General features: G+C 65.6%; 16 protein-coding genes. 6 read left to right on the top strand and 10 right to left on the bottom strand.

The genetic code is table 11. The features are described 5' to 3' along the window. Nucleotides 1-138: 138 nt before the first annotated feature. Genes DAAJ005_RS00590 through DAAJ005_RS00600 form a run of 3 tightly spaced genes read left to right on the top strand, consistent with a single transcriptional unit; the run spans nt 139 to nt 3,700 of the window. The gene (locus tag DAAJ005_RS00590) at nt 139-1,188 is read left to right on the top strand and encodes a branched-chain amino acid ABC transporter permease (RefSeq protein WP_151845650.1); all 1,050 of its coding nucleotides are present in this window, start codon (nt 139-141) and stop codon (nt 1,186-1,188) included. Further along, the gene (locus DAAJ005_RS00595) at nt 1,185-2,990 is read left to right on the top strand and encodes an ATP-binding cassette domain-containing protein (RefSeq protein WP_151845402.1); all 1,806 of its coding nucleotides are present in this window, start codon (nt 1,185-1,187) and stop codon (nt 2,988-2,990) included. The genes DAAJ005_RS00590 and DAAJ005_RS00595 overlap by 4 nt, the downstream gene beginning before the upstream one ends. Continuing rightward, nucleotides 2,987-3,700: an ABC transporter ATP-binding protein gene (locus DAAJ005_RS00600; RefSeq protein WP_151845403.1), complete on the top strand. Its 714-nt coding sequence runs from the start codon at nt 2,987-2,989 to the stop codon at nt 3,698-3,700. The genes DAAJ005_RS00595 and DAAJ005_RS00600 overlap by 4 nt, the downstream gene beginning before the upstream one ends. A gap of 58 nt (nt 3,701-3,758) precedes the next feature. Here DAAJ005_RS00600 and DAAJ005_RS00605 read toward each other — a convergent pair whose 3' ends face one another. The 5 genes from DAAJ005_RS00605 to DAAJ005_RS00625 form a co-directional block, all read right to left on the bottom strand. Then, nucleotides 3,759-7,178, bottom strand: coding sequence for an efflux RND transporter permease subunit (locus DAAJ005_RS00605; protein ID WP_151845404.1), 3,420 nt, complete (start codon nt 7,176-7,178; stop codon nt 3,759-3,761). Next, nucleotides 7,175-8,437 (bottom strand): efflux RND transporter periplasmic adaptor subunit, encoded by a 1,263-nt coding sequence (locus DAAJ005_RS00610; RefSeq protein ID WP_226342349.1) that lies wholly within the window; start codon nt 8,435-8,437, stop codon nt 7,175-7,177. Before DAAJ005_RS00610 ends, DAAJ005_RS00605 begins: the two co-directional genes overlap by 4 nt. 50 nt (nt 8,438-8,487) lie before the next feature. Then, a complete protein-coding gene (locus DAAJ005_RS00615) occupies nt 8,488-9,552 on the bottom strand; it encodes a TolC family protein (RefSeq protein WP_151845406.1) in 1,065 nt (354 codons plus the stop codon). Next, entirely contained in the window at nt 9,549-11,225 is a 1,677-nt protein-coding gene (locus DAAJ005_RS00620) for a TolC family protein (RefSeq protein WP_151845407.1), read from the bottom strand. The genes DAAJ005_RS00615 and DAAJ005_RS00620 overlap by 4 nt, the downstream gene beginning before the upstream one ends. A 162-nt stretch (nt 11,226-11,387) precedes the next feature. Continuing rightward, entirely contained in the window at nt 11,388-11,981 is a 594-nt protein-coding gene (locus DAAJ005_RS00625; protein ID WP_151845408.1) for a TetR/AcrR family transcriptional regulator, read from the bottom strand. Nucleotides 11,982-12,163: 182 nt separating this feature from the next. Here DAAJ005_RS00625 and DAAJ005_RS00630 point away from each other — a divergent pair, with 182 nt between their 5' ends. The 3 genes from DAAJ005_RS00630 to DAAJ005_RS00640 all read left to right on the top strand — a co-directional run bounded on the left by DAAJ005_RS00630 (nt 12,164) and on the right by DAAJ005_RS00640 (nt 14,377). Next, entirely contained in the window at nt 12,164-12,526 is a 363-nt protein-coding gene (locus DAAJ005_RS00630) for a PadR family transcriptional regulator (RefSeq protein WP_075835941.1), read from the top strand. Next, nucleotides 12,523-13,635, top strand: coding sequence for a permease prefix domain 1-containing protein (locus DAAJ005_RS00635; RefSeq protein WP_151845409.1), 1,113 nt, complete (start codon nt 12,523-12,525; stop codon nt 13,633-13,635). Before DAAJ005_RS00630 ends, DAAJ005_RS00635 begins: the two co-directional genes overlap by 4 nt. 124 nt (nt 13,636-13,759) lie before the next feature. Further along, complete coding sequence (locus DAAJ005_RS00640; protein WP_151845410.1) at nt 13,760-14,377, top strand: NADPH-dependent F420 reductase; 618 nt, start codon at nt 13,760-13,762, stop codon at nt 14,375-14,377. Nucleotides 14,378-14,535: 158 nt separating this feature from the next. Here DAAJ005_RS00640 and DAAJ005_RS00645 read toward each other — a convergent pair whose 3' ends face one another. The 5 genes from DAAJ005_RS00645 to DAAJ005_RS00665 are packed head-to-tail and all read right to left on the bottom strand — an operon-like array spanning nt 14,536 to nt 20,064. Continuing rightward, nucleotides 14,536-15,654, bottom strand: a complete 1,119-nt coding sequence (locus tag DAAJ005_RS00645) for an FAD-binding oxidoreductase (protein ID WP_151845411.1) — start codon at nt 15,652-15,654, stop codon at nt 14,536-14,538. Beyond that, on the bottom strand, nt 15,651-16,466 hold the full coding sequence (locus DAAJ005_RS00650) for an SDR family NAD(P)-dependent oxidoreductase (RefSeq protein ID WP_151845412.1): 816 nt from the start codon (nt 16,464-16,466) through the stop codon (nt 15,651-15,653). The genes DAAJ005_RS00645 and DAAJ005_RS00650 overlap by 4 nt, the downstream gene beginning before the upstream one ends. Then, a complete protein-coding gene (gene pxpB, locus DAAJ005_RS00655; protein ID WP_151845413.1) occupies nt 16,463-18,049 on the bottom strand; it encodes a 5-oxoprolinase subunit PxpB in 1,587 nt (528 codons plus the stop codon). Before pxpB ends, DAAJ005_RS00650 begins: the two co-directional genes overlap by 4 nt. Then, nucleotides 18,050-18,829 carry a LamB/YcsF family protein gene (locus DAAJ005_RS00660; protein WP_151845414.1) on the bottom strand — a complete coding sequence of 260 codons (780 nt, stop codon included), beginning with the start codon at nt 18,827-18,829 and terminating at the stop codon, nt 18,050-18,052. Nucleotides 18,830-18,867: 38 nt separating this feature from the next. Beyond that, nucleotides 18,868-20,064 carry a PLP-dependent aspartate aminotransferase family protein gene (locus DAAJ005_RS00665; RefSeq protein ID WP_151845415.1) on the bottom strand — a complete coding sequence of 399 codons (1,197 nt, stop codon included), beginning with the start codon at nt 20,062-20,064 and terminating at the stop codon, nt 18,868-18,870. Nucleotides 20,065-20,154: the final 90 nt, after the last annotated feature.

The raw sequence follows: 20,154 nt of genomic DNA on the forward strand, positions 1-20,154 counted from the left end.
TTGTTCCCGTTGCCGGGAAATCCTTGGCCCCTGCCTTCGCACCTCCGTCTTGTCCACCCGCCCTAAACTCCGTATGGTGGCTGGCAATGACAACCAAACGAGTGTTAGGCAAACTTGCGCGTGCCGATCTGGAGCCAGATGCAGATCTTTGACCCCACCATTTTCCCGATTCTGGCGGCAGATGGGCTGACCAACGGGGCCGTTTACGCGTTGCTTGCGCTTGCGCTGGTGTTGGTCTTCGCCGTGACGCGCGTGATCTTTATTCCGCAAGGCGAATTCGTGGTTTTCGGCACGCTGACGCTGGCCGCCTTGCAACTGGGCCGCACGCCGGGAACGCTGTGGCTGGTGCTGGCACTGCTGGGCATTGCCGCGCTGATGGAAGCCTTCTCTCTAGCAAGGAACGGACAGGCGCGGCGTGGCCTGATGACGGTGGGAGTCGCGGCGCTGCTGGGCGTGGGCATCTGGGCGCTGACGGGCTGGCTGGCCCCGCTCAAAGCTCCGCTGTGGGTCCAGGTGATTCTGACGTTGGGGCTGGTGGCTCCGCTTGGCCCACTTCTGTACCGTGTCGTCTATCAGCCTCTGCAAAACGCCACAGTCCTGGTTCTCCTGATCGCCTCGGTTGCGCTACATCTGGTACTGACTGGCCTCGCACTCGTCTTTTTCGGCCCCGAAGGCTCCCGTACTCCAGCCTTTTTTGAGGGCAATCTGACGCTGGGGCAGGTCACGCTGAGCTGGCAAAGCATTCTGGTGATCGTGGCCTCGGCGGCGCTGATGCTGGGGCTGTACCTGTTCTTCGAGCGCACCATGCCCGGCAAAGCGCTGCGGGCCACCGCCGTCAACCGCCTCGGGGCGCGGCTGGTGGGCATCAGTCCGTCCTCGGCGGGGATGCTGACCTTCACGCTGGCGGCGCTGATCGGGGCGCTGGGCGGCGTGCTGATTGGCCCCAGCGTGGCCGTGACCTACGACAGCGGCTTTCTCATCGGTCTCAAAGGTTTCGTGGGCGCGATCATCGGTGGGCTGGTGAGCTACCCACTGGCGGCGGCGGGAGCGATTCTGGTGGGCCTGATCGAGAGCTTCGCGTCTTTTAGCCTCTCGGCCTGGAAGGAAGTGATCGTGTTCACGTTGATTCTGCCCGTGCTTCTGTGGCGCTCATTGACCACCCGCCATATCCCGGAGGACGAGGAATGACCCCGTCTCAAACCTCTCTGAAATTTTCCCTTCGCCTGGGCCTGAGCATTGCCGCCGTGCTGATCGCGCTCTCGCTGCCCCTGATGCTGCCGCTTTTTCAGGTCACGCTGCTGACCAACATCCTGATTTTTTCCATCGTCGTGACCGGACTGGTGCTGCTGACCGGTATCCTGGGACTGACCAGTTTCGGGCAGGCGGCGTTCATGGGCGTGGGCGCCTATACCACTGCCGTGCTGACCGCGCAGATGGGCTGGAATCCGTGGCTGTCGCTGCCCGTCTCGTTGCTGGTCACGGGTCTGATCGCGTGGTTTCTGGGTCTGCTGACCCTGAGGATGCAGGGCCATTATCTGCCGCTGGCCACCATCGCCTGGGGCATCAGTCTGTTCTACGTGTTCGGCAACACCCCGGCGCTGGGCGGCTTTACAGGATTGACTGACATTCCGCCCATTTCTGTCCTTGGTCTGGAGCTGACCTCGCCGCGTAACTTTGCGTATCTGGCCCTGGCCTGCCTTGGGGTGGTGGCGCTAGGCGCACAGTTTCTGCTGTCCAGCCGCACCGGGCGGGCCATGCGGGCGCTGCGTTCGGGACCGATGGTGGCCGAGGCATTCGGTGTGTCCGCCTTTGGTCTGCGGGTACAGGTCTTCGTCCTCTCGGCACTGATGGCAGCGCTGGCGGGCTGGCTCTACGCGCACAGCCAGCGTTTCGTCAATCCCACGCCGTTCAGTCTGCAAGCCGGGATCGAATACCTGTTTATGGCTGTGGTGGGCGGCTCGCAGCATGTCTGGGGCGGCGTGCTGGGTGCGGGACTGATCACCCAGATTCGTGAGCAGCTCCGCGACATCCTGCCCGGTCTGCTGGGGCAACAGGGCAATTTTGAGGTCATCGTGTTTGGGGCGCTGGTCATTCTGGTGCTGCAATTCGCGCGCCAGGGGCTGTGGCCGTTGCTGGAACGCCTGTTGCCGCAGGAGGGCATCCGCATTTTGCCGGAGCGTGAAAAGCTCTCGCCACGCCCCAAACCTGCTCCCGGTACGCCGCTTCTGAGCGTTAAAAATGCGGTCAAGCAATTTGGCGGCCTGCGTGCGGTGGGGGATGTCTCGTTTGACCTCAACGCCGGGGAAATCCTGGGGTTGATCGGTCCCAACGGCGCGGGCAAAAGCACCATGTTCAACCTGATTACTGGCGTCAACCCAGCCACCTCGGGGCAGATCACCTTCATGGGCCAGGACATCAGCCGCCGCAGCGCAGGACAGATTCACCGCCTGGGCCTGAGCCGCACCTTTCAGCACGTCCACCTGCTGCCCGATCTGACGCTGCTGGAAAATACGATGATGGGCGGCTACGCGCGTGGCAAGGCCGGAATCGTTCGCAGCCTGCTGCATCTGGAGCGCGGGGAGGAGGCGGCCCTGCAACACGAGGCATTGCGTCAACTGGAGCGTGTCGGGCTGGGCGCGCAGGCATTCACGCTGGCGGGCAATCTGGCGCTGGGGCAGCAGCGGGTGCTGGAAATCGCCCGCGCCTTGGTGGCCGATCCCACATTGCTCCTGCTGGACGAACCCGCCGCCGGACTGCGCTACGGCGAGAAGGCCGAGCTGATCATCCTGCTCAGGAAACTGCGCGACGAGGGGGTCACGGTGCTCCTCGTCGAACACGATATGGATCTGGTGATGGGGTTGGTGGACCGTCTGGTGGTCATGAATTACGGCGAGAAACTGGCCGAGGGTTCCCCGCAACAGGTGCGCGACAATGCGGACGTGCGTGAGGCTTACCTGGGCGTCGACATGGAAGAGGAGGGCGCGGCATGACTTCCGATCTGCTTCTCGAAGTCCGTGACCTGCACACCCGTTATGGCCGCGTGGAGGCGCTGAGCGGTGTGTCGCTCGAAGTTCCCGCCGGGCACATCGTCAGCGTGATCGGGGCGAACGGGGCAGGAAAGACCACGCTGATGAACTCGGTGATGGGCATTCTCCCCAGCACGGGCGAGCTGCTTTACGAAGGCCAGTCTCTGCGCGGCATCCCACTGGAAACCCGTGTGGCACGTGGCATTAGTCTGGTGCCGGAGCGGCGTGACCTGTTTGCCTCTATGAGTGTGGCCGACAATCTGACCCTGGGCGCGTACAGCCGCCGTCAGCAGAAGTGGCGCGGCGATCTGGAGCACGTCTATGAGCGCTTTCCGCGTCTGCTGGAGCGGCGCAAACAACTGGCGGGCACGCTGTCAGGCGGCGAGCAGCAGATGCTGGCGATTGGCCGGGCCTTGATGGGCAAGCCCAGATTGCTGCTGCTGGACGAGCCGTCGCTGGGCCTCGCGCCGCTGATCGTGCGCGACATCCTGCGAATCGTCAAGCAACTTCAGGCCGAGGGCGTGACCGTGCTGCTGGTGGAACAGAATGCGCGGGCCAGTCTGGCGATCAGCGACAGCGGCTACGTGCTGGAAACGGGCGAGGTCAAGCTCAGCGGCCCGGCACGCGAACTGGCACAGAACCCGGAGCTGACGGCCAGCTATCTGGGCGGGTAAACGACAAGGTGAAAGCCCCCTCCGAAAGTTGGAGGGGGCATTTTACTGGGTCGGCGGATCAGTCGCCGGGGACGGGGGTGCCGCCCATCTGCACGGGAGCGTCAGGCTTCAGGCGGCGGCGCTCGAACTGCCAGAACACGGTGGGCACTACGTAGAAAGTCAGCAAAGTACTGGTCACCACGCCGCCCAGGATCACGATGCCCAGGCCCCGGCGGAACTCCGCGCCGTCGCCCTGGCCCAGGATCAGCGGAATACTGATCACCAACACGGTCAGGGTGGTCATGAGAATCGGGCGGAAGCGCAGTTCGGCAGCCTCGATCAGCGCCTCCCTCAGCGGCAGGCTGCGGGCGCGCTCGGTCACGAATTCCAGATACAGGATGGAATTCTTGGTGGACAGGCCCAGCAGGACCACCATCCCCAGCACCGTGATCACGTCCAGATTCACGCCGAACAGGCCCAGCGTCCACAGTGCGCCCACGATGGCGATGGGCACGGGCAGCAGCAGGTAGATGGGGTAGCGGAACGAGTTGAACTGGCTGCCCAGCACCAGATAGGTCAGCAGGATCGAACTGATCATGATGATCGGTCCGAAGAACACCAGATCGCCCGTCAGGCCCGAGCTGCCGAAGGCGCTGGCGTTGCCCAGGGTGACGCTGTCTTTCAGCAGTCCCGCGTCGCCCACACGTTTTTCCAGCACTGCCTGATAGGCGAACGGATTGGGGCCGCCCTGCTTGAGGTTGATGTCCAGCGTGGCGGTGTACGCCTTGTTCAGGCGGCTCAGGGTGGCCGGGGCCTGCGCCACCTGAAACGTGCCCAGCCCACTGAGGGGCAGGTTGGCGTTCAGCGCGGGCGAGTAGACCGTCTGCGACAGCAGGCTCTGCTCGTCGCGGATCAGCGAGGGGTCCAGCCGCACCACGATGTCCACACTCTGATCGCCGTCGCGGACGCTGCCCGCCACCGAGCCATCGTTATAGGTCCGTAGCGCCTGGGCCACGTCACTGGCGCTCAGGCCGGTGCCGGACAGCCGGTTGGGATCGGGAATGAAGGTGCGTTCCTGGGTGGTGGCGCTCAGGCTGCTCTTGACCGTGCGGATGTTGGGATCTTTGCGGAGCAGACGCACGACCTCCCGGTTGCGCTCCAGCAGCAGCGCCTGATTGGGGGCGGTCAGTGCCAGCGTCATGTCGGCGCTGCCGCCGGGTCCGGTCTGCTGGGAGGCCACCGTCAGCTCCGCGCCGGGCCGGTTCGCCACCACGGGGGCCAGCAGGGTGCGGTACTCGGCGCTCAGCAGGTCCAGTCCCTGGCGCTCCTCCTTGGGAATCAGGGTCAGGGTCAGGCTGGAGGCGTTGGCGCTGTTGCCGCCCACCAGACTGCCGCTGCCCACGCTGGTCTGTACCAGCCGGACCTCCTTGCGGGCCAGCAAGCGGTCCTCGATCTGGCGGGTCACGGCGTTGGTGGTGGCCAGATCGGTGCCCACCGGCAGCGTCAGGTCCACGTTCAGGATGCCGCTGTCGGTCTGCGGCACGAAGGCGAAGCCCAGTTTCGGCGCGATCAGCACGACGCTGCCCATGAAGGCCAGGGCCACCAGCATCACGATCCAGGGCCGCTTGAGGGCGTTCCCCAGGCTGCGGGCATAGGCGCGGGCCACGCCCGTCACGCCTTTGATGGTGACGCCGTGCAGGGTGCCGGTCAGCGCTTCCAGGAAGGCGTACAGCACGGTGACGACATAGCGCACCAGCGTCCAGACGACGGGGGCCAGCAGGGCGGCCAGGATCAATTTGACGGGCAGGGGGAGGCCCGTGCCCGAGAGGGCCAGCCCCGTGACCGTGCCGCCCAGGATCAGGGCCAGGACGCCGGGCACTGTTTTGACTCCGGCCAGCGTGCGCCGGAACAGCTCGGGCAGGCGGGCCACGATGGGGGGCAGCTCGGCCCAGCTCACGCTGCGGGCCTCGGCGGTGTAGGCCAGCCGCACGGTCAGGAACAGCAGGCTTTCCAGCCACGACAGCGTAATGGCGGCGGCGATGCCCAGCCCGAACTGGCTGAAGAACTGGCCCAGGATGCCGGGGAAGAAGCTCAGCGGGATCAGCACGGCCAGCAGCGAGAACGACGCGGCGGTCACCGCTGAGAAGACCTCGCTGGCCCCCAGCAGCACGCTGCGGACCTGGCCGTAGCCCATGTCGCGGTAACGCTGCACGTTCTCGGCCACCACGATGGAATCGTCCACCACGATGCCGATGGCCACGATGATCGCCAGCAGCGAGATGATGTTGAAGGTGAAGCCCAGCAGCCCGAACAGCAGGGGCGCAGCGCTGATCGAGATCGGAATCGCCAGGATCACCGAAAACACGGTGTTCAGGCGGCCCAGGAACAGCAGGCAGATCAGGCCCACGGCGGCCACCGCGATCAAGAATTCCTTGAAGGTGTCCGAAACGGTGGCGCGCGTCTCACGGGTGGTGTCGTTGGCCAGCTTGAGGCTGTATCCCTGGGGCAGCGGCTGGGCTTTCATGGCGGCCAGCACGTTGTCGGTCACGGCCACAGAATTGGTTCCCGAGGCCTTTCGCACCGAGAGCAGCACGGCAGGCTGACCGTTGACCCGCGCGAATGAGGTAGGTGAGGCGCTGCCGTCACGCACGCTGGCCACGTCCGCCACCCGCAGCCCGTTGGCCGGATCGACGATGATGCGGCCCACATCAGCGGCGCTGCGCGGGGTGTTGCGGGTGCTAAATCCCGTGGTGTTGCCACCCTGCGTCAGCGTACCGGCGGGCAGGTCCAGCGCCGAGCCGCTGATGGCCCCGGTGACGCGCGCGGGCGTCAGGTTGTAGCTTTGCAGGCGGGTGGGGTCCAGCAGCACCTGGATCTTGCGTTCCGGCCCACCCGACAGCCGCACGTCGGCCACGCCCTCAACGCGTTCCAGCCGGGGCACCAGGGTGTCCTCGGCGTAGGAAGTCACGTCGTCGGGTTTGGCGCTGCCACCCAGCAGGGCCAGCGACAGGATCGGGGTGGCGTTGGGATCGAATTTCTGAACCACCGGGGCGTCCGCGCCGTTGGGCAGGGAACCCCGGATGGCGGCCACCGCCTGCGACACGCTGTTGGCTGCCGAGTCGATGTCGGTGCTGTCGGCAAAGGTGATAACAACCGCCGACTGGTTGCTCACGGAGGTGGTGTTGATGTCCACCACTCCGGCCAGGGTGCTGACCGCGTCCTCGATGCGGCGGCTGACCTCGCGGTCCACCTGATCGGGGTTCGCGCCCGCGTAGGTGGTGCTGACCGCCAGGATTGGCACCTCGAAATTGGGCAGCAGTTCCACGCCCAGCCGGAACACCGAGACCAGCCCCAGCAGCGCCACCAGCACGAAAATGCCGATGGAAAAGACATAGTTGCGGACGCTGAAGCGCACGAAGGGGTTGATCACCGGCTCCGGCGTGCCGTCGGGCAGCGTGCCGCGTGGAGCATTCAGGTCACCGGATTCGTGGGTACTCATGGCGCACTCTCCACGGGTTTGGCGGCATCCTTAGCGCCTGTATCCACCGCGATGGCCGCGCCGTCCTGAAGGCTGCCGGGCAGTGGATTGATCACCGACTGGCCGGGGTCCACGCCCGAAACGGCCAGTTGGCCGCCAGACTCGGCAATCACGGTGACCACGCGGCGTTCAGCCTTGCCGTCCACCGCCACGAACACGGCGTTCTCGCCGCCGTCCACCTGTACGGCGCTGCTGGGAATCAACACGCCCTGGCCCAGATCGGCGCGGTAGCGCACCTGGGCCGCCGCGCCCACCGGCAGTTTCTCGCCGCCCTGCACGCGCGCGGTGATGGGCACCAGCCGGTCACTGCCCGCGATGCCGGGGCTACCCTGCACCGTCGCCACGTAATTGACGCCGCCGTAGCCCAGATTCAGCTTGGTCCCATCGGCCAGCGCGAAGGCGTCGCTGCTGGGAATGTTGAACTTGGCGCGGATGCTGCCGGGGTCCACCAGCCGGAAGACGGCGGTGCCCTGCGCGGCAAATTCGCCGACCCTGGCGCTGATGCTGGCCACCGTTCCGGCGAAGGGTGCCCTGACCCCGGTGCGCGCCAGATTCTCCTCGGCCTGCCTGACCCCCGCCTGTGCGGTTTCCAGGGCCACCCGTTGCAGGGGCACGCTGCCCTGTGCGCTGCGCCCGTTCTGTTCCAGATTGTTGCGGGCTGAGGACAGGCCCGACTGCGCCTGCGCCAGCGTGGCCCGCGCCGCCTGAAGGTCCGCCAGACTGATGCCGCCCAGTCCGTACAGCGTCTCGGCGCTCTGTGCGTTCTGCCGCGCCTGGGCCAGCGTCGCCTCGGCGGACGCCACGGCGGAGGTCAGCGACGCGCCCGCGTTGGCCGTGGAGTTCTGGGTCTGTTGCAAGTTGATCTGGGCCTGCTGGACCTGCAACTTCGCATTTTGCAGCGCCTGCTGCTGTTGCGTGTCGTCAAGTTGCACCACCACCGCGCCCGCGCCCACCTGTTCACCCTCATCGGCCAGCAGGCGCGTGACTGTGCCGCCGCTCTGGGTCGCAACCTGCGAGTCCTTCTGCGCCGTGATGATGGCGCTGGAACTGCGCTGCACCCGGAGCGTGCCCTGCTTCGCGGTAACAGTCTGCACTTTCAGGACCGTGGTCTTGGCCGGGGCGGTGTTCAGATCGTTGCCCTGGGGCTTGGCCTCCTGACCGGGCCGCGAGCAGCCGGCCAGCAGGGTGGTCAGGACCAGCAATGGCAACACCTGCTTCATTTTGCCAGTCCAATTCATTTGACCAGCCCGGCTTATTTGACCAGTCCAGTTCATTTTGCCAGTCCGGTCACGTCCACGCCGGAGGCCGCCCCCAGCGCCGCGAGGGCCTTCCACAGTCCGTCACTGGCCTGGGTCACGGCAAAGTCGGCCTGAGCGGCCTGGACCTCGGCCTGTTGCACTTCCACGGCGGCGGCGGTCCCGGCCTTCAGGCGGGCGCGGGCCTGACTGAGGGTGGTTGCAGCATTGGCGCTTTGCTGGCGGGCGATCCCCACCCCTTCCTGGGCATTCTGCACAGCGACGTAGGCGTTGCGTACCCCGGTCCCGGCGGCCTTCAAGGCGTCGTCCAGACCGCGCTGGGCGTTGGCCTGGGCGGTGCGGGCGTCTTCCAGCGTGCGCGCGGGCGTGTAGTCGTTGTCCGCCAGCTTGACCTGCAAGGCCGCGAGGCTCAGGCCGTTACTGGCCTGGCTCAGCGACGGCAGGCGTTTTTCAAGTCCCGCCTGTAACGTGGCGAGGCTGGCGTCCAGCCTGGGCGGGGCGGGTGGATCAGCCAGGGTCAGCACCGTCCCAGTGGGCAGGCCCAGCGAACGGGCCAGTTGTGACTTCAGCACCGGAAGTTGCGCCTGTGCGTCGGCCAGTTCCTGGGTGTCGCTGTTCAGGCTGGTCTGGGCGCGGTTCACGTCCAGTTGCGTCGCCACTTTCGCGGCCAGCCGCGCCTGTGCGATTTGCAGGTTGCGTTTGTCCAGCGCCACCTGCGCGCTGTTCAGACTGATTCGCCCGTTCGCCTCGTAGGCGGCCAGATACTGCCCGATCACGGTCTGTGCCACGTTCAGCTTGGTGCCGTCCAGTGTGACCGCCGCCGCCGTGTTGTCCTGCTCGGCCTGCGTCAGCGTGGTGATGATGCTGGTGGGGTCCGCGCGTACCGCCCGCAGGTTGGCCTGGGCCTTTTGCAGGTTGGCGCGGGCGGTGGTCACGTCCGGCCCACCCGCCAGGGCGCGGCTCACGGCGCTGGCCAGGGTCAGTTTGGTGGCGTCCGTCTGCGCGGCGGCGTGGCCCGGTGTGGTGGTCAGCCCGAGGGTCAGCAGGACGGTCAGAATGCGGGTGGTGTGGGTGGTCATGGTTGGCCTCCGGGGGCAGGGGTAGGTGGGGCGGGTTCGGGGGTGGACGGCGCGGGGGCAGGTGTGACGCCGGGCGCTGGTGGAGTCGGCATGGGCACTGGTGGAGTCGGGACGGGGGGAGTCGGGAGAGGGGCTGGGGCAGGCGTGATGGGCAGAACCGGGATCTGGCCCAGCAACACCGGGTCCAGTTCGCCCGTGGCCTGGAGCAGTTGCAGTGCGGCCAGTTCCACCGCCGCCGCCTGAGCGTCAATGGCGTTCTGCGCCTGCGTCACGCCCAACGCGGCCTGATCGATGTCCAGCGGCGTGCCCAGTCCGGCGTCCACGCGGGCGCGGGCGCTCGCAAGCGCGGTCTGGGCGCGGGTCAACGCGGTCCCCAGGCTGGTCAGCCCTCCCACCTCATCCTGATAGTCCGATAGGCGGGTGCGGACATCGAGATCCACGCCCTGCCGCGCGCTGCTCAGGCCCAGTTGCGCCTGCTGCACGCCCTGGCTGGCCTGCGCAAGTTCCCCGGCCCCCGCGCCGCCCAGCAAGGTGTAGGTGCCGCTCAGCGACAGCGCCACCCCGCTTGGAATCTCGCCCGTGTCCTTCAGCGGAAGGCTGACCTGCACGCCCAGCACGCCGGTTCTGGAATTTAGGCTGCCGCTGACGGTGCGGCCCGCGTTGCCCTTGGCATCACTGAGCTGCCCGGCGCGCACGCCAGCGGTCAGGTCCGGCAGGCGGGCGTCGCGCTGCGCGGCGGCCAGGGCGGCCTGTGCGTCGGCCAGCGCCACCTCGGCCTTCGCGATTTCCGGGCGGGCGCTCAGGGCGCGTGACAGCAAGGTATTCAGATCACTGGAGGGGGCCAGATTGGGCAGGCTGCCGAAGCTGCTCAGATCGCTGGGCAGCGCCAGGGGCCGCCCCAGCACGCGGGTCAGTTGCGCCGCCGCCAGATTCACGCCGCGCACCGCTCTGTCCCGCGCTGCCTGGGCCGATTCCAGCGCCGATTGCCGCTCCAGCACGGCCTCTGCCGTGATCAGATTCTGGGCGCGTTGCTCGTCGGCCACTGCTCGCAGGCGGACGCTCAGGGCCAGTTGCGCGTCGGCCTGGGCCACCCCGGTCACGGCGCTGCGTGCCCCGGCAAACGCCTGCGCGGCCTGAATGGTCAGCGTGGCGCGGCTGTTGCGCAGGTCCACTGCCGCTGCCGCCAGCGCGCGTTCGGCGCTGTGGACCGCCTCGCGGGCGGGGGACCACGGCAGCAAGTTCAACGCGGCGCTCACGTTCAGCGTGGTGCTGCCCTGCCATTCGCCCGTGTCCCAGGGCACCTTGGTCAGGTTGCCGTCGGCCCCCACGCTCAGGCTCAGGCCCGCGCGGGTGCGGGCGCTGTCCAGGGCAAGCTGCGCGGCGCGGTACGTCAGGTCCGCCGACTGCCAGCCCGGAGACCCACGCAGCAGCGCCAGCACATTATTCAGCGTGAACGGCGCGGTCTGGACCTGGACCGGGTCAACCGAGGTCTGTTGCAGCGGGAGCGGCGTGGGTACCGTTGGAGCTGGAGTGGGCGCAATCGGAACTGGCGCAGTCAAAGTGGGGGCAGTCGGTACCGGTGCAGGGGGCGGCGCGGTCTGCGCGTGGCCTGCGCCCAGCAGGCCCAGGCTCAGGAGGGCCGAGAGAAAAAGGGTAGGGAAACGTCGTGTCATGGGGTGAACCTCGGAACAGGGGTGGAGAGCATCAGATTCGGCGTGTGGAGTTTCTCGTGCAGAGTTTCTAGAGTGGCCACTTACTTTCGGGCAAGATGCTACACCCTCGCTCCCGGTCCAGACCACCCTCCAAAGGTGGAGGCAGGCCAGAAAACGGCACGGTCACGGCGTAAGCCCCGGCCACAGCAGGTCCAGCAGCCCGCGCACGAAGCGCCCGGCATCCATCGGCTCGCGTCCGGTCTGGTTCATCATGTGTTCCTGATGCACGTAGGTGGTCAGCGCGCCCAGAATGGTCAGGGCCGTGACCTCGGCGTCCAGCGGGCGCACCCGGCCCAGCCCCAGCTCGGCGCGCAGGTAACGGGCCAGCACCTCCGCGTCCTGGCGCACCGGGTTGCCCAGCCGCTCCAGAATGCGGTTGTGTTCGGGATCGTGCCCGCGCGAAAGCACCGTCATCAGGTTGGGTATGATCGCGGCAGCCTCCCCCAGAAATTCCATGAACGCCTGTTCCAGATTGACCCGGACCTCGCCCTGCCCCAGCCGCTCCAGCAGATTCGCGCGCCAGTGGGCGTAATCGTGCAGGCCCACTGCCGCCTCGAACAGGTCCTCCTTGCTGGCGTATCTCTTGAACAGCGTGCCTTCCGAGATCCCGGCGCGGCGGGCGATCTCGGCGGTGGTGGCGGCAAATCCCTGCTCCAGAAAGACCTCACGGGCCGCCTCCACGATCTGCTCGTCGGTAATGGTGCGGGGACGGGCCATAAGTGAGGTTCTACTGCATTAACTCTGGAACCTACCGTGAAGGTGGTTACGCAATGCCGGAGAACTTGACAGCCCAACCCAGTTGGCGCAATGTATAGGAACACGATAGAGCAACCCAATACAGGGCAATTCAATACAGGGATACTCAATACGGAGCAGCCCAATACACAGGAGGCCCAGCCATGTCCACCGCACCGCCCACCCCGCCCGACGCCAATCTTCTGCGCGGTCACCTCGATCTGATCCTGCTGAGCATCATCCAGGGACCGCCCAAATACGGCCTGGAGATCAGCAAACTGGCCCAGACCGCCACCGACGGCTACTTTGACCTGAAGGTGGGCAGCCTGTACCCGGCGCTGCACCGACTGGAAAAGGCGGGCTTTGTTCGCAGCGAATTTACCAGCGGCCCACGCAGCGGCAATCAGGTCAAGGCATACACCCTGACCGAGAGTGGTGGACGTGAGCTGAACACCCGCCGCGCCGAATTCCAGACCTTCACGCAGCAACTGGGCAAGCTGTGGACCCTGACCGGAGGCATGACATGAAACAGACGGAACAGTACGTCAGGCAGGCCACGCGCGGGCTGTGGGGCCGGGCGCGGCGTGAATTGCGGACCGAACTGGAAGGCCACATTGCCGAGCGCTGCCAGGAATTCCGGCTCTCGGGCCTGAGCGCCGCCGAAGCTGAACGCCAGACCCTGCGCGAACTGGGCGCACCCGTGCAGGTCAGCAGGGGCATGCTGGACGTATACACCGCTCCGGCGTTGGGCAAGGCAGGAGTGCTGAGCGCGTTGCTGGCCACCGCTGTTTTCTCAGCGCTGCCGCAGGGGCTGGCGCAGGTGCAGAGCATTTACGGTAGCTTTCCGAACACAGGGCCGACGAGTTATCTGGACTTTGGGCAGTTGAAAGCTGCTATCGAGAAGGCGGGCGGAAAGGTGAGCGGGTCTGCGAAGAATGCAACGTTCTCCCTGCCGGGTACAGCTCCAGTGAGCGGCATCACTGACTATCAATGGCCGGGCGTGAGTTTGATTCAGGGCGGCAAGTCCTACTACCGGACGGACGCACTTCTGTACACCCTCGCCATGAACAGGGCAGATTTGCGCCTTAGTGGCTGGACCAACCCGGTCCTTAAAGCGAGTGGTACGAACATCCAGATTGAAACCGATGACTGGCAGGTGATCAACAGCCTGTATACCAGCACCCTGTCTTCGGCTGGGCTTGGTCTGAACAATGATCTCAGGATGCCCTACGCCCTGATCGAACCGGAGAGTTTAACAGGACGGCTCAATTTCAAGGGTGAATTTCAGAAGGCTGCGGTTTACGCGCTGGTCATCCCCAAACTGGTGAGTTGGACGGGAATGGACGCGAAGGGCAAGCCTGTGGGTGGCTTTCTCAATCTCCTGAATACCACCGCCCAGGCCCAGGTGGGAAGTGTTCAATTTCATGTGCCCCCGGACTTCAAGGACTACAAACTGTATTCCAACCCCAGCGAGTTTCAGAAGGCCCTTGAGCCGTACCAGCAACTGGTGACCGCGCCTGTTGCCCAGTGGAACGCTCAGCACCCCGCCCCCGTCTTGCTCCTGAAGCTCAGCGGACACTTTGGGCCGGATGCTTACACCATCGTTTCGCCTGGATCGGTGAACAAGCAGCCCTGAGCGGTCCTGAGATTTACAGGGAAAGAGGCGAGTGGGCTTCCTTCCTGGCAGTCACCCCTTCTGTCCGCTGTACCGCAAGAAACGGACAATCTCCTGACCGGTTCCGCAGGACTACAGTGGCGGCATGAAGATAGGCATTCTGGGAGCAGGACACATCGGTCAGGCGCTGGCGCGGTTGCTGGCGGAGGCCGGGCACGACGTCGGGATCAGCAACTCACGCGGCCCGGACACGTTGCGGGATCTCGCCGGGCGTCTGGGTCACGGCGTCACGGCCTACAGCAGCGAGGACGCCGCACGCTTCGGCGAACTGATTATCGAGACCGTCCCCTTCGGCCATTACAGCGACCTGCCCACCGTCCAGATGAACGGCAAGATCGTGATCGACACCGCCAACTATTACCCCGAGCGGGACGGCAAGATCGACCTGGGTGGCCTATCCGAGAGCGCCTTCATGGCCCGGCATCTGGGGAGCGCGCGCGTGGTCAAGGCGTTCAACGCCATCGCGTCGGCGGACCTGGAAAGCCAGGGAGACGCCAGCAAGGCCCTGGATCAGCGCCGCGCCATTCCCATCGCCAGTGACGACGCGGAGGCCAAAGCCGTAGTCAGCGGACTGATCGAGGCCATCGGCTTTGTGGCGGTGGACAACGGTGATCTGGAGCAGAGCAAAAACCAGCAGCCCGGAACGCCGATTTACGGCCAGGACGCGACGGCCCAGCAGGCGCGCGAGGTGCTGGGCCTTTAGAGCAGTGGTTGGAAAAGTTGTTCTACGGCGCGAAATCGGGGCGTCTTCAATGACAGTGCGCGATCCATTCCCGGAGCAACATCACGCCAATGCCGACACCTTGATCGTCGTCCCGTCTTCGTCAATGATGGCTCACCACCGACAAAAACGGGCAAGTCTCACACCTGCAAATCCAGCCGCCTGACCTCTGATCCGGCAAAACGCTCGATCCCCAGCGGCGAGACATCAATAAACGGTGTCTCGCCTGCCGCGATTTGCGCCATTACGCGGCCCGTGGCGGCGGCCTGCATCACGCCATGCCCGGAAAAACCGCAGGCATTGAGCCAGCCCTCTGCGCCGGGCATCCGGCCCACCACCGGAAAGCCGTCCGGCGTGAGTTCGTAGTAGCCCCACCAACTGGCTTTGCGGTCCAGCGAGGCCGCGCTCAGCCACGGCCAGCGCTCCAGCGCCAGGGTCAGGGTGGGTTCCAGCCAGTCCCAGTTCAGGCCCTCTCGCCAGCCGGTGTCGCCAGGGTCTGCCCGCCCGAAGATCAGGCGTTCGCCCTCCGAGCGCAGGTAGACGCCGCTGGTCAGGTCAAAGGTCATGGGAACGGGGCGGGGCAGTGTCAGCGGGCCAGTGCTGAAGACCATCCGGCGGGCGGGGTGAACGGGAATTTCAAGGCCCGCCAGCTTGCCTATCTCGCCAGACCAGGCCCCGGCAGCGTTCAGGAGTTGAGGCGCTTCAAATGTGCCGCCCGGCGTCTGTACCTGCCAGACCTCGCCCAACCGCTCAATCCCCGTGACGGGCGTGTCCAGCACCACCCGCGCCCCAGATTCGCGCGCCAGCCGCACGTATTCGTGGTTGAGGCTGTGGGCGTCCACCTTGCCGTCCGTGGGGCAGAAGCTGCACCCGCCCAGGCCAGCGGTGTCAAAAGTGGCGTATTGCTGGGCCTCGTCGGGCGTCAACGCAACGGAGGGAATGCCCAGACTCTGTTGCAGGGCCACCGCCTCCCGGTGTTCGGCCCAGCCCGCCTCCGGGATCAGCATCAGGTAGCCCTCGGCGCGGTAGCCCGACTGCGGCATGGCGGCGTATTCGGCGATGCTTTCGCGCGATAGCAGGATGTTGGTGGCGTTGTTGAACTGCGCCCGCACGCCCGCCACGCTGCGCCCTGTGGAGCCGCTGGCGGGACGGTCCTTGTCCAGCACCACCACCCTCAGGCCACGCTGGGCCAATCGGTACGCACTGGCTGCGCCGATAATGCCAGCGCCAATCACGATGATGTCTGCGGTCTGATTCATTTCAAATCAGCTTCAATAACGGGGAATCCCTCCACCGGATAGGTGTCCACGTTTGCCGAGCGCTGCTGCACCAGCACGCCGCCGTCCACGCTGATGAACTGCCCGGTGATGTACGAGGCGTCGTCGGAGGCCAGGAACAGCGCCGCCCCGGTCATGTCCTCAGCCACGCCGTAGCGGCCCAGCGGCACAGTCTTCTCGCGTTCGCGCAACTCGGATTCGGTCAGGCCGTAGGTGTTGATAAAGCCCGGCACCACGCCGCAGACGCGAATGCCGTAGGGCGCGAGGTCCAGGGCCATAGAGCGGGTCATGGCCTCAATGCCGCCTTTGGTGGCGTCGTAGGCCACGTTGCCCCGGTGGGCGCGGGTTCCGCCGCCAGAGGACGTGGTCAGAATTACGCCCTTGCGCCGCCGCGCCATGACGCCCGCCGCACGGTGAGAGCAGAGAAACACGCTCTTGAGGTTGACTTTCTGAATGCGGTCCCACCACGCCTCGTCCGCTTCCAGAAAGTGACGGGTGGTGTCAATTAAAGCGGCGTTGTTGTACAGCACGTCCACGTACCCCAGTTCGGCTTCCACTCTGCCGAACATGGTGTCCACCTGAGCAGCGTCGGATACGTCGGCGGCGGCGGCCAGAGCAGAGCCGCCCGCCGCCGTGATCTCGTCCACCACCGATTGCACCATGTCAGGCTTGATGTCGTTGACGGCGACGTTCGCGCCCTCGGAGGCGAAGCGCAGGGCCACCGCCCGCCCGATGCCGCCGCCCGCACCTGTGATGAGAACGGTTCTGTCGGTAAAACGCTGGGGATTGATCATCTTTTTTCTCCTGTAGGTGCTGTTGTGGATGAGGGTTGAGCGTCCAGAAACCAGCGCCGCGCCCAGGCTTCAGGTGTGCCCGTAGTATTGGGTTTTAAGGATACGAGCTGACCGGGCCGCAACTGCGCTGCCAGCGGCAAATCCTGCGGGTGGACGACGGCGGGCTTGTGGTAGCCGCCAATGCGCCCCCGGTCTGCCAGCAGGATAATCGGCTCCCCGGCAGGCGTGACCTGCACGGCTCCAGGCGGGGTGGCCTCGCTGGTGACCTGACCGCCCGGAACTTTGGGTCCGCCCAGGCGCAGGCCCATGCGGTCCGATCCAGCCACGCGGAAGGGGGCGCGGCCCAGGGCGTTCAATGCTTCCAGTGAGGCTTGCGGGCCGGGCAGCAGACGCAGGGTGACATGTTGGGGCAGGGTGAGTGGCAGGTTGGCAAAACCTGGCATGGCCTCCTGCAACCCCGCCAGTCCCAGCATGTCGCCCGCCCGCAGTGGCCGCCCCACCCGGCCAATCAGGTCCGTGCTGCAACTGCCCAGGAACGGCGTACCCTCAAAGCCCCCTGCCACCGCCAGATAGGCTCTTCCACCCGTCTGGGTGGAGGTAAAGCGTAGCGTTTCACCCTTCCGCAGTCGGAAGCTCCGCTGCATTGGCTGACTCTCGGGGCGCATTCCAAACCCGGCCACGCCCACCACGAGGTCACGCAGAGCGGTCAGCACGGGGCCTTTCAGCGTCAGCTCCAGCAACGGTGCGTCCGGCGCGTTGCCCACCAGACCGTTGGCAAAGTGGGCTGAGCGGGTGTCCAGCGGGCCACTGCGCGCCAGCCCGACATGCGCCTGAAATAGACGTCCGCCGTCCATCAGCAGATCCAGCAGGCCGGGCTTTTCCACCCGCAGAGCAGGCCAGCGCGGTTCGGCAGGCCACGTCCCGCGCACGTTGGGCAGGGGCGGCGTTTCGCCTTCCGAGGGGTGAAATCGCACCCGGTCTCCCGGCGCAATCAGGAAAGGTTCAGCACGATTCGGGTCATAAATAGTGTCGAGCGCTGTTCCCAGCAGGTTCCAGCCTCCTGGCGAGGGTAGAGCGTACACGCAGGTCTGGGCGTTGGCGATGGCGACGGCATTGAATGGGACGGTGGCGCGTGGGGTAGAGCGGCGCGGCAGCCTCAGAACTTCGGGAACTTCACCCAGGAACGGGAAGCCGGGGGTGAAGCCCACCGCGTAGACGTGATATTCAGAACCCGAATGCAGGCGGATCACTTCCGCTTCGCTCAGGCCGGTGCGTTCCGCGACATCGGGCAAGTCGGGGCCATCGTAGCGGACGGGCAACTCAATCAGGCGGCCCTCAGCTTCCGCCTTATCATCGAAACTTCGCAGATGCCGCGCTACCCATTCCCGCACCACTGCGCCCGCAACCTTCGCCTCGTCGTACTCCACGAACAGATTGACGTAACCGGGGCCGAGATCGGTGACGCCCGGCAGCCAGTCCGCTCTCAGCGCCCGATGAAAGGCGTGCAGGCGTGCGTTCTGATGGAGGTCCAACTCCTGGGAGAACTGGATGTAAAAGCCAGTGGCGTGAGCGGAACGCTGCATTCAGGGCAGCTCTGGACGCGAGAACGAACGAATTTCCACGCCCGCTCTATTTAACGCTTCGTGCACCGCCTGAGCGATTTGAACAGCATTGGGGTTGTCGCCGTGGATGCACAGCGAGTTCACTTCAAACTCAAAAAACCCCCCGTCTATCGCCTCAACGCGGCCCTGGGTGACCATCATCACCGCGCGGCGGGCAGCCTCGGCAGGGTCATGAATGCTGGAACCGGGCATAGAACGCGGGGCCAGCCGTCCATCCTGTAAATAGGCGCGTTCGGGAAAAGTTTCCAGCACCACCGGAACGCCCAGCCGTCGGGCCTCTGTTTCCAGCAGTGTGGCGGGCAGGACCATCAGCGGCAAATCCGGGTCAAAATCACGGGTGGCCTGGGCAATCGCCGCCGCCGTCGGCGCGTGCGTCCAGGCGCGGGTGGAGAGTGCACCGTGGGCCTTGACGTGCTGTAAGGGGACCCCAGCAGCCCTGGCCATTCCCGCCAGCGCCGAGATCTGATACAGCGTGTCGGCATAGACCTGATCCGGGGCAGACTCCATGATGCGTCGCCCGAAACCCGGAAGGTCTGGATAGCTGGGGTGTGCGCCGATACCCAGGCCATGTTTTTTGGCAAGTGCCACCGTTCCCTGCATGGTCAGCGGATCGCCCGCGTGGAAGCCACAGGCGATATTCACGCTGCTCAGCAGGGGAAAGAGGCCAGCGTCGTCGCCCAGCGTCCAGGCCCCGTAGGACTCGCCCGCGTCGGCATTCAGGTCAATGGAGGTGCGGGTCATGCGGTCAGGCTAGCGGAAAAGAACAGCAGGTGGCGCGTTTACGCCAGTTCCTTGACCCGTACCTTCTCCAGTGCCGCCAGTACGTCTTTCACCAGATCGTCCGGGTCTTCAATACCCACGCTCATGCGGACCAGACCCGGCGTCACGCCCTGGCGCAGCAGGGCCTCCTCGCCCAGCAGCGCATGGGTGGTGCTGGCGGGGTGACAGGTCAGGCTCTCCACGTCGCCCAGGCTGACGGCCTGCGTGAACAGCTTCAGGCTGTTCAGAAACGTCATGGCCGCCCCCATATCGCCCAGATCAATGCTGACCAGTCCGCCGAAAGCACGCATTTGCCGTGCGGCAACCTCGTGGCCGGGGTGGTCTTTGAGACCGGGGTAATACAGCGCCTCAATCGCCGGATGGCCCTGCAAGGCGTTCGCCAGTGCCGACGCTCCGGCACAGTGGGCCTCCATCCGGAGGGGCAGGGTTTTCATGCCGCGCAGGAACAGGTAGCCCTCAAACGGCCCCAGCGACGCGCCGATATGTCTTAAACCGACGCCGCGCAGTTCGGCCAGCATGTCCGCAGGTCCGGCCACGATGCCGCCAATGGCGTCGCCATGCCCGCCCAGGTACTTGGTGGCGCTGTGCATCACCAGATCAAAACCGTGTTCAATGGGCCGCGTCAGGTATGGCGTGCTGAAGGTGCTGTCGGCCACCGTCAGCGCCCCTACCGTCTTGGCCGCCTGTGCCACCCGCGTCAGATCGAGGATGCCCAGACGCGGGTTGGTGGGCGTTTCCAGCCAGACCATCCGAGTCTTCGGAGTCAATTTGCTTTCCAGATCGGCCTCGTCGTGCGCCTCGTGGACGGTCACGCCGAATTTGCCCGCCACTTCCAGCAGGAAGCCCTCTGTGCCGCCGTAAAGGGGAGCCAGAAAGACAACTTCATCCCCCGGCTTGAGCAGTGTCATGGCGATGGCCGACACTGCTCCCATGCCGCTGGCGAAGGCCACGGCGTCCTGCGCGCCCTCCAGATCGGCCAGTTTTTCCTCAAAGGCGCGGACGGTGGGGTTGGTCACGCGCGAGTAGAAGTAGCCGCTTTCCTCGCCCGCAAACAGGCGCTGGCCGCGCTCGGCGCTGCCGTAGGCGAAGGTGCTGGTGGCGTAAATCGGCGTGGCGTGCGCGCCCGTGGCTGGGTCGATCCCCTGCCCTGCGTGAACGGCGCGCGTGCGAAAGCCGCGTGAATCTGAATTGGACATGTGATTACTGTACGCCACGCCACCTAACGGGCGTTCGTTAGGGGTGGACGGGGAGAGGGATGTTGTACAGCATTTGGAGTGGCTCCCACG

The sequence above is a fragment of the Deinococcus sp. AJ005 genome (assembly GCF_009017495.1).
GTDB lineage: Bacteria > Deinococcota > Deinococci > Deinococcales > Deinococcaceae > Deinococcus.

Excerpts from the sequence above, each read along its gene's own strand:
- DAAJ005_RS00665 (WP_151845415.1), bottom strand. The coding sequence starts at position 20,064 with ATGTCCAATTCAGATTCACGCGGCTTTCGCACGCGCGCCGTTCACGCA.
- DAAJ005_RS00650 (WP_151845412.1), bottom strand. The coding sequence starts at position 16,466 with ATGATCAATCCCCAGCGTTTTACCGACAGAACCGTTCTCATCACAGGT.
- DAAJ005_RS00600 (WP_151845403.1), top strand. The coding sequence starts at position 2,987 with ATGACTTCCGATCTGCTTCTCGAAGTCCGTGACCTGCACACCCGTTAT.
- DAAJ005_RS00620 (WP_151845407.1), bottom strand. The coding sequence starts at position 11,225 with ATGACACGACGTTTCCCTACCCTTTTTCTCTCGGCCCTCCTGAGCCTG.
- pxpB (WP_151845413.1), bottom strand. The coding sequence starts at position 18,049 with ATGCAGCGTTCCGCTCACGCCACTGGCTTTTACATCCAGTTCTCCCAG.
- DAAJ005_RS00635 (WP_151845409.1), top strand. The coding sequence starts at position 12,523 with ATGAAACAGACGGAACAGTACGTCAGGCAGGCCACGCGCGGGCTGTGG.
- DAAJ005_RS00610 (WP_226342349.1), bottom strand. The coding sequence starts at position 8,437 with ATGAAGCAGGTGTTGCCATTGCTGGTCCTGACCACCCTGCTGGCCGGC.
- DAAJ005_RS00615 (WP_151845406.1), bottom strand. The coding sequence starts at position 9,552 with ATGACCACCCACACCACCCGCATTCTGACCGTCCTGCTGACCCTCGGG.
- DAAJ005_RS00625 (WP_151845408.1), bottom strand. The coding sequence starts at position 11,981 with ATGGCCCGTCCCCGCACCATTACCGACGAGCAGATCGTGGAGGCGGCC.
- DAAJ005_RS00640 (WP_151845410.1), top strand. The coding sequence starts at position 13,760 with ATGAAGATAGGCATTCTGGGAGCAGGACACATCGGTCAGGCGCTGGCG.
- DAAJ005_RS00595 (WP_151845402.1), top strand. The coding sequence starts at position 1,185 with ATGACCCCGTCTCAAACCTCTCTGAAATTTTCCCTTCGCCTGGGCCTG.
- DAAJ005_RS00645 (WP_151845411.1), bottom strand. The coding sequence starts at position 15,654 with ATGAATCAGACCGCAGACATCATCGTGATTGGCGCTGGCATTATCGGC.
- DAAJ005_RS00630 (WP_075835941.1), top strand. The coding sequence starts at position 12,164 with ATGTCCACCGCACCGCCCACCCCGCCCGACGCCAATCTTCTGCGCGGT.
- DAAJ005_RS00605 (WP_151845404.1), bottom strand. The coding sequence starts at position 7,178 with ATGAGTACCCACGAATCCGGTGACCTGAATGCTCCACGCGGCACGCTG.
- DAAJ005_RS00590 (WP_151845650.1), top strand. The coding sequence starts at position 139 with ATGCAGATCTTTGACCCCACCATTTTCCCGATTCTGGCGGCAGATGGG.
- DAAJ005_RS00660 (WP_151845414.1), bottom strand. The coding sequence starts at position 18,829 with ATGACCCGCACCTCCATTGACCTGAATGCCGACGCGGGCGAGTCCTAC.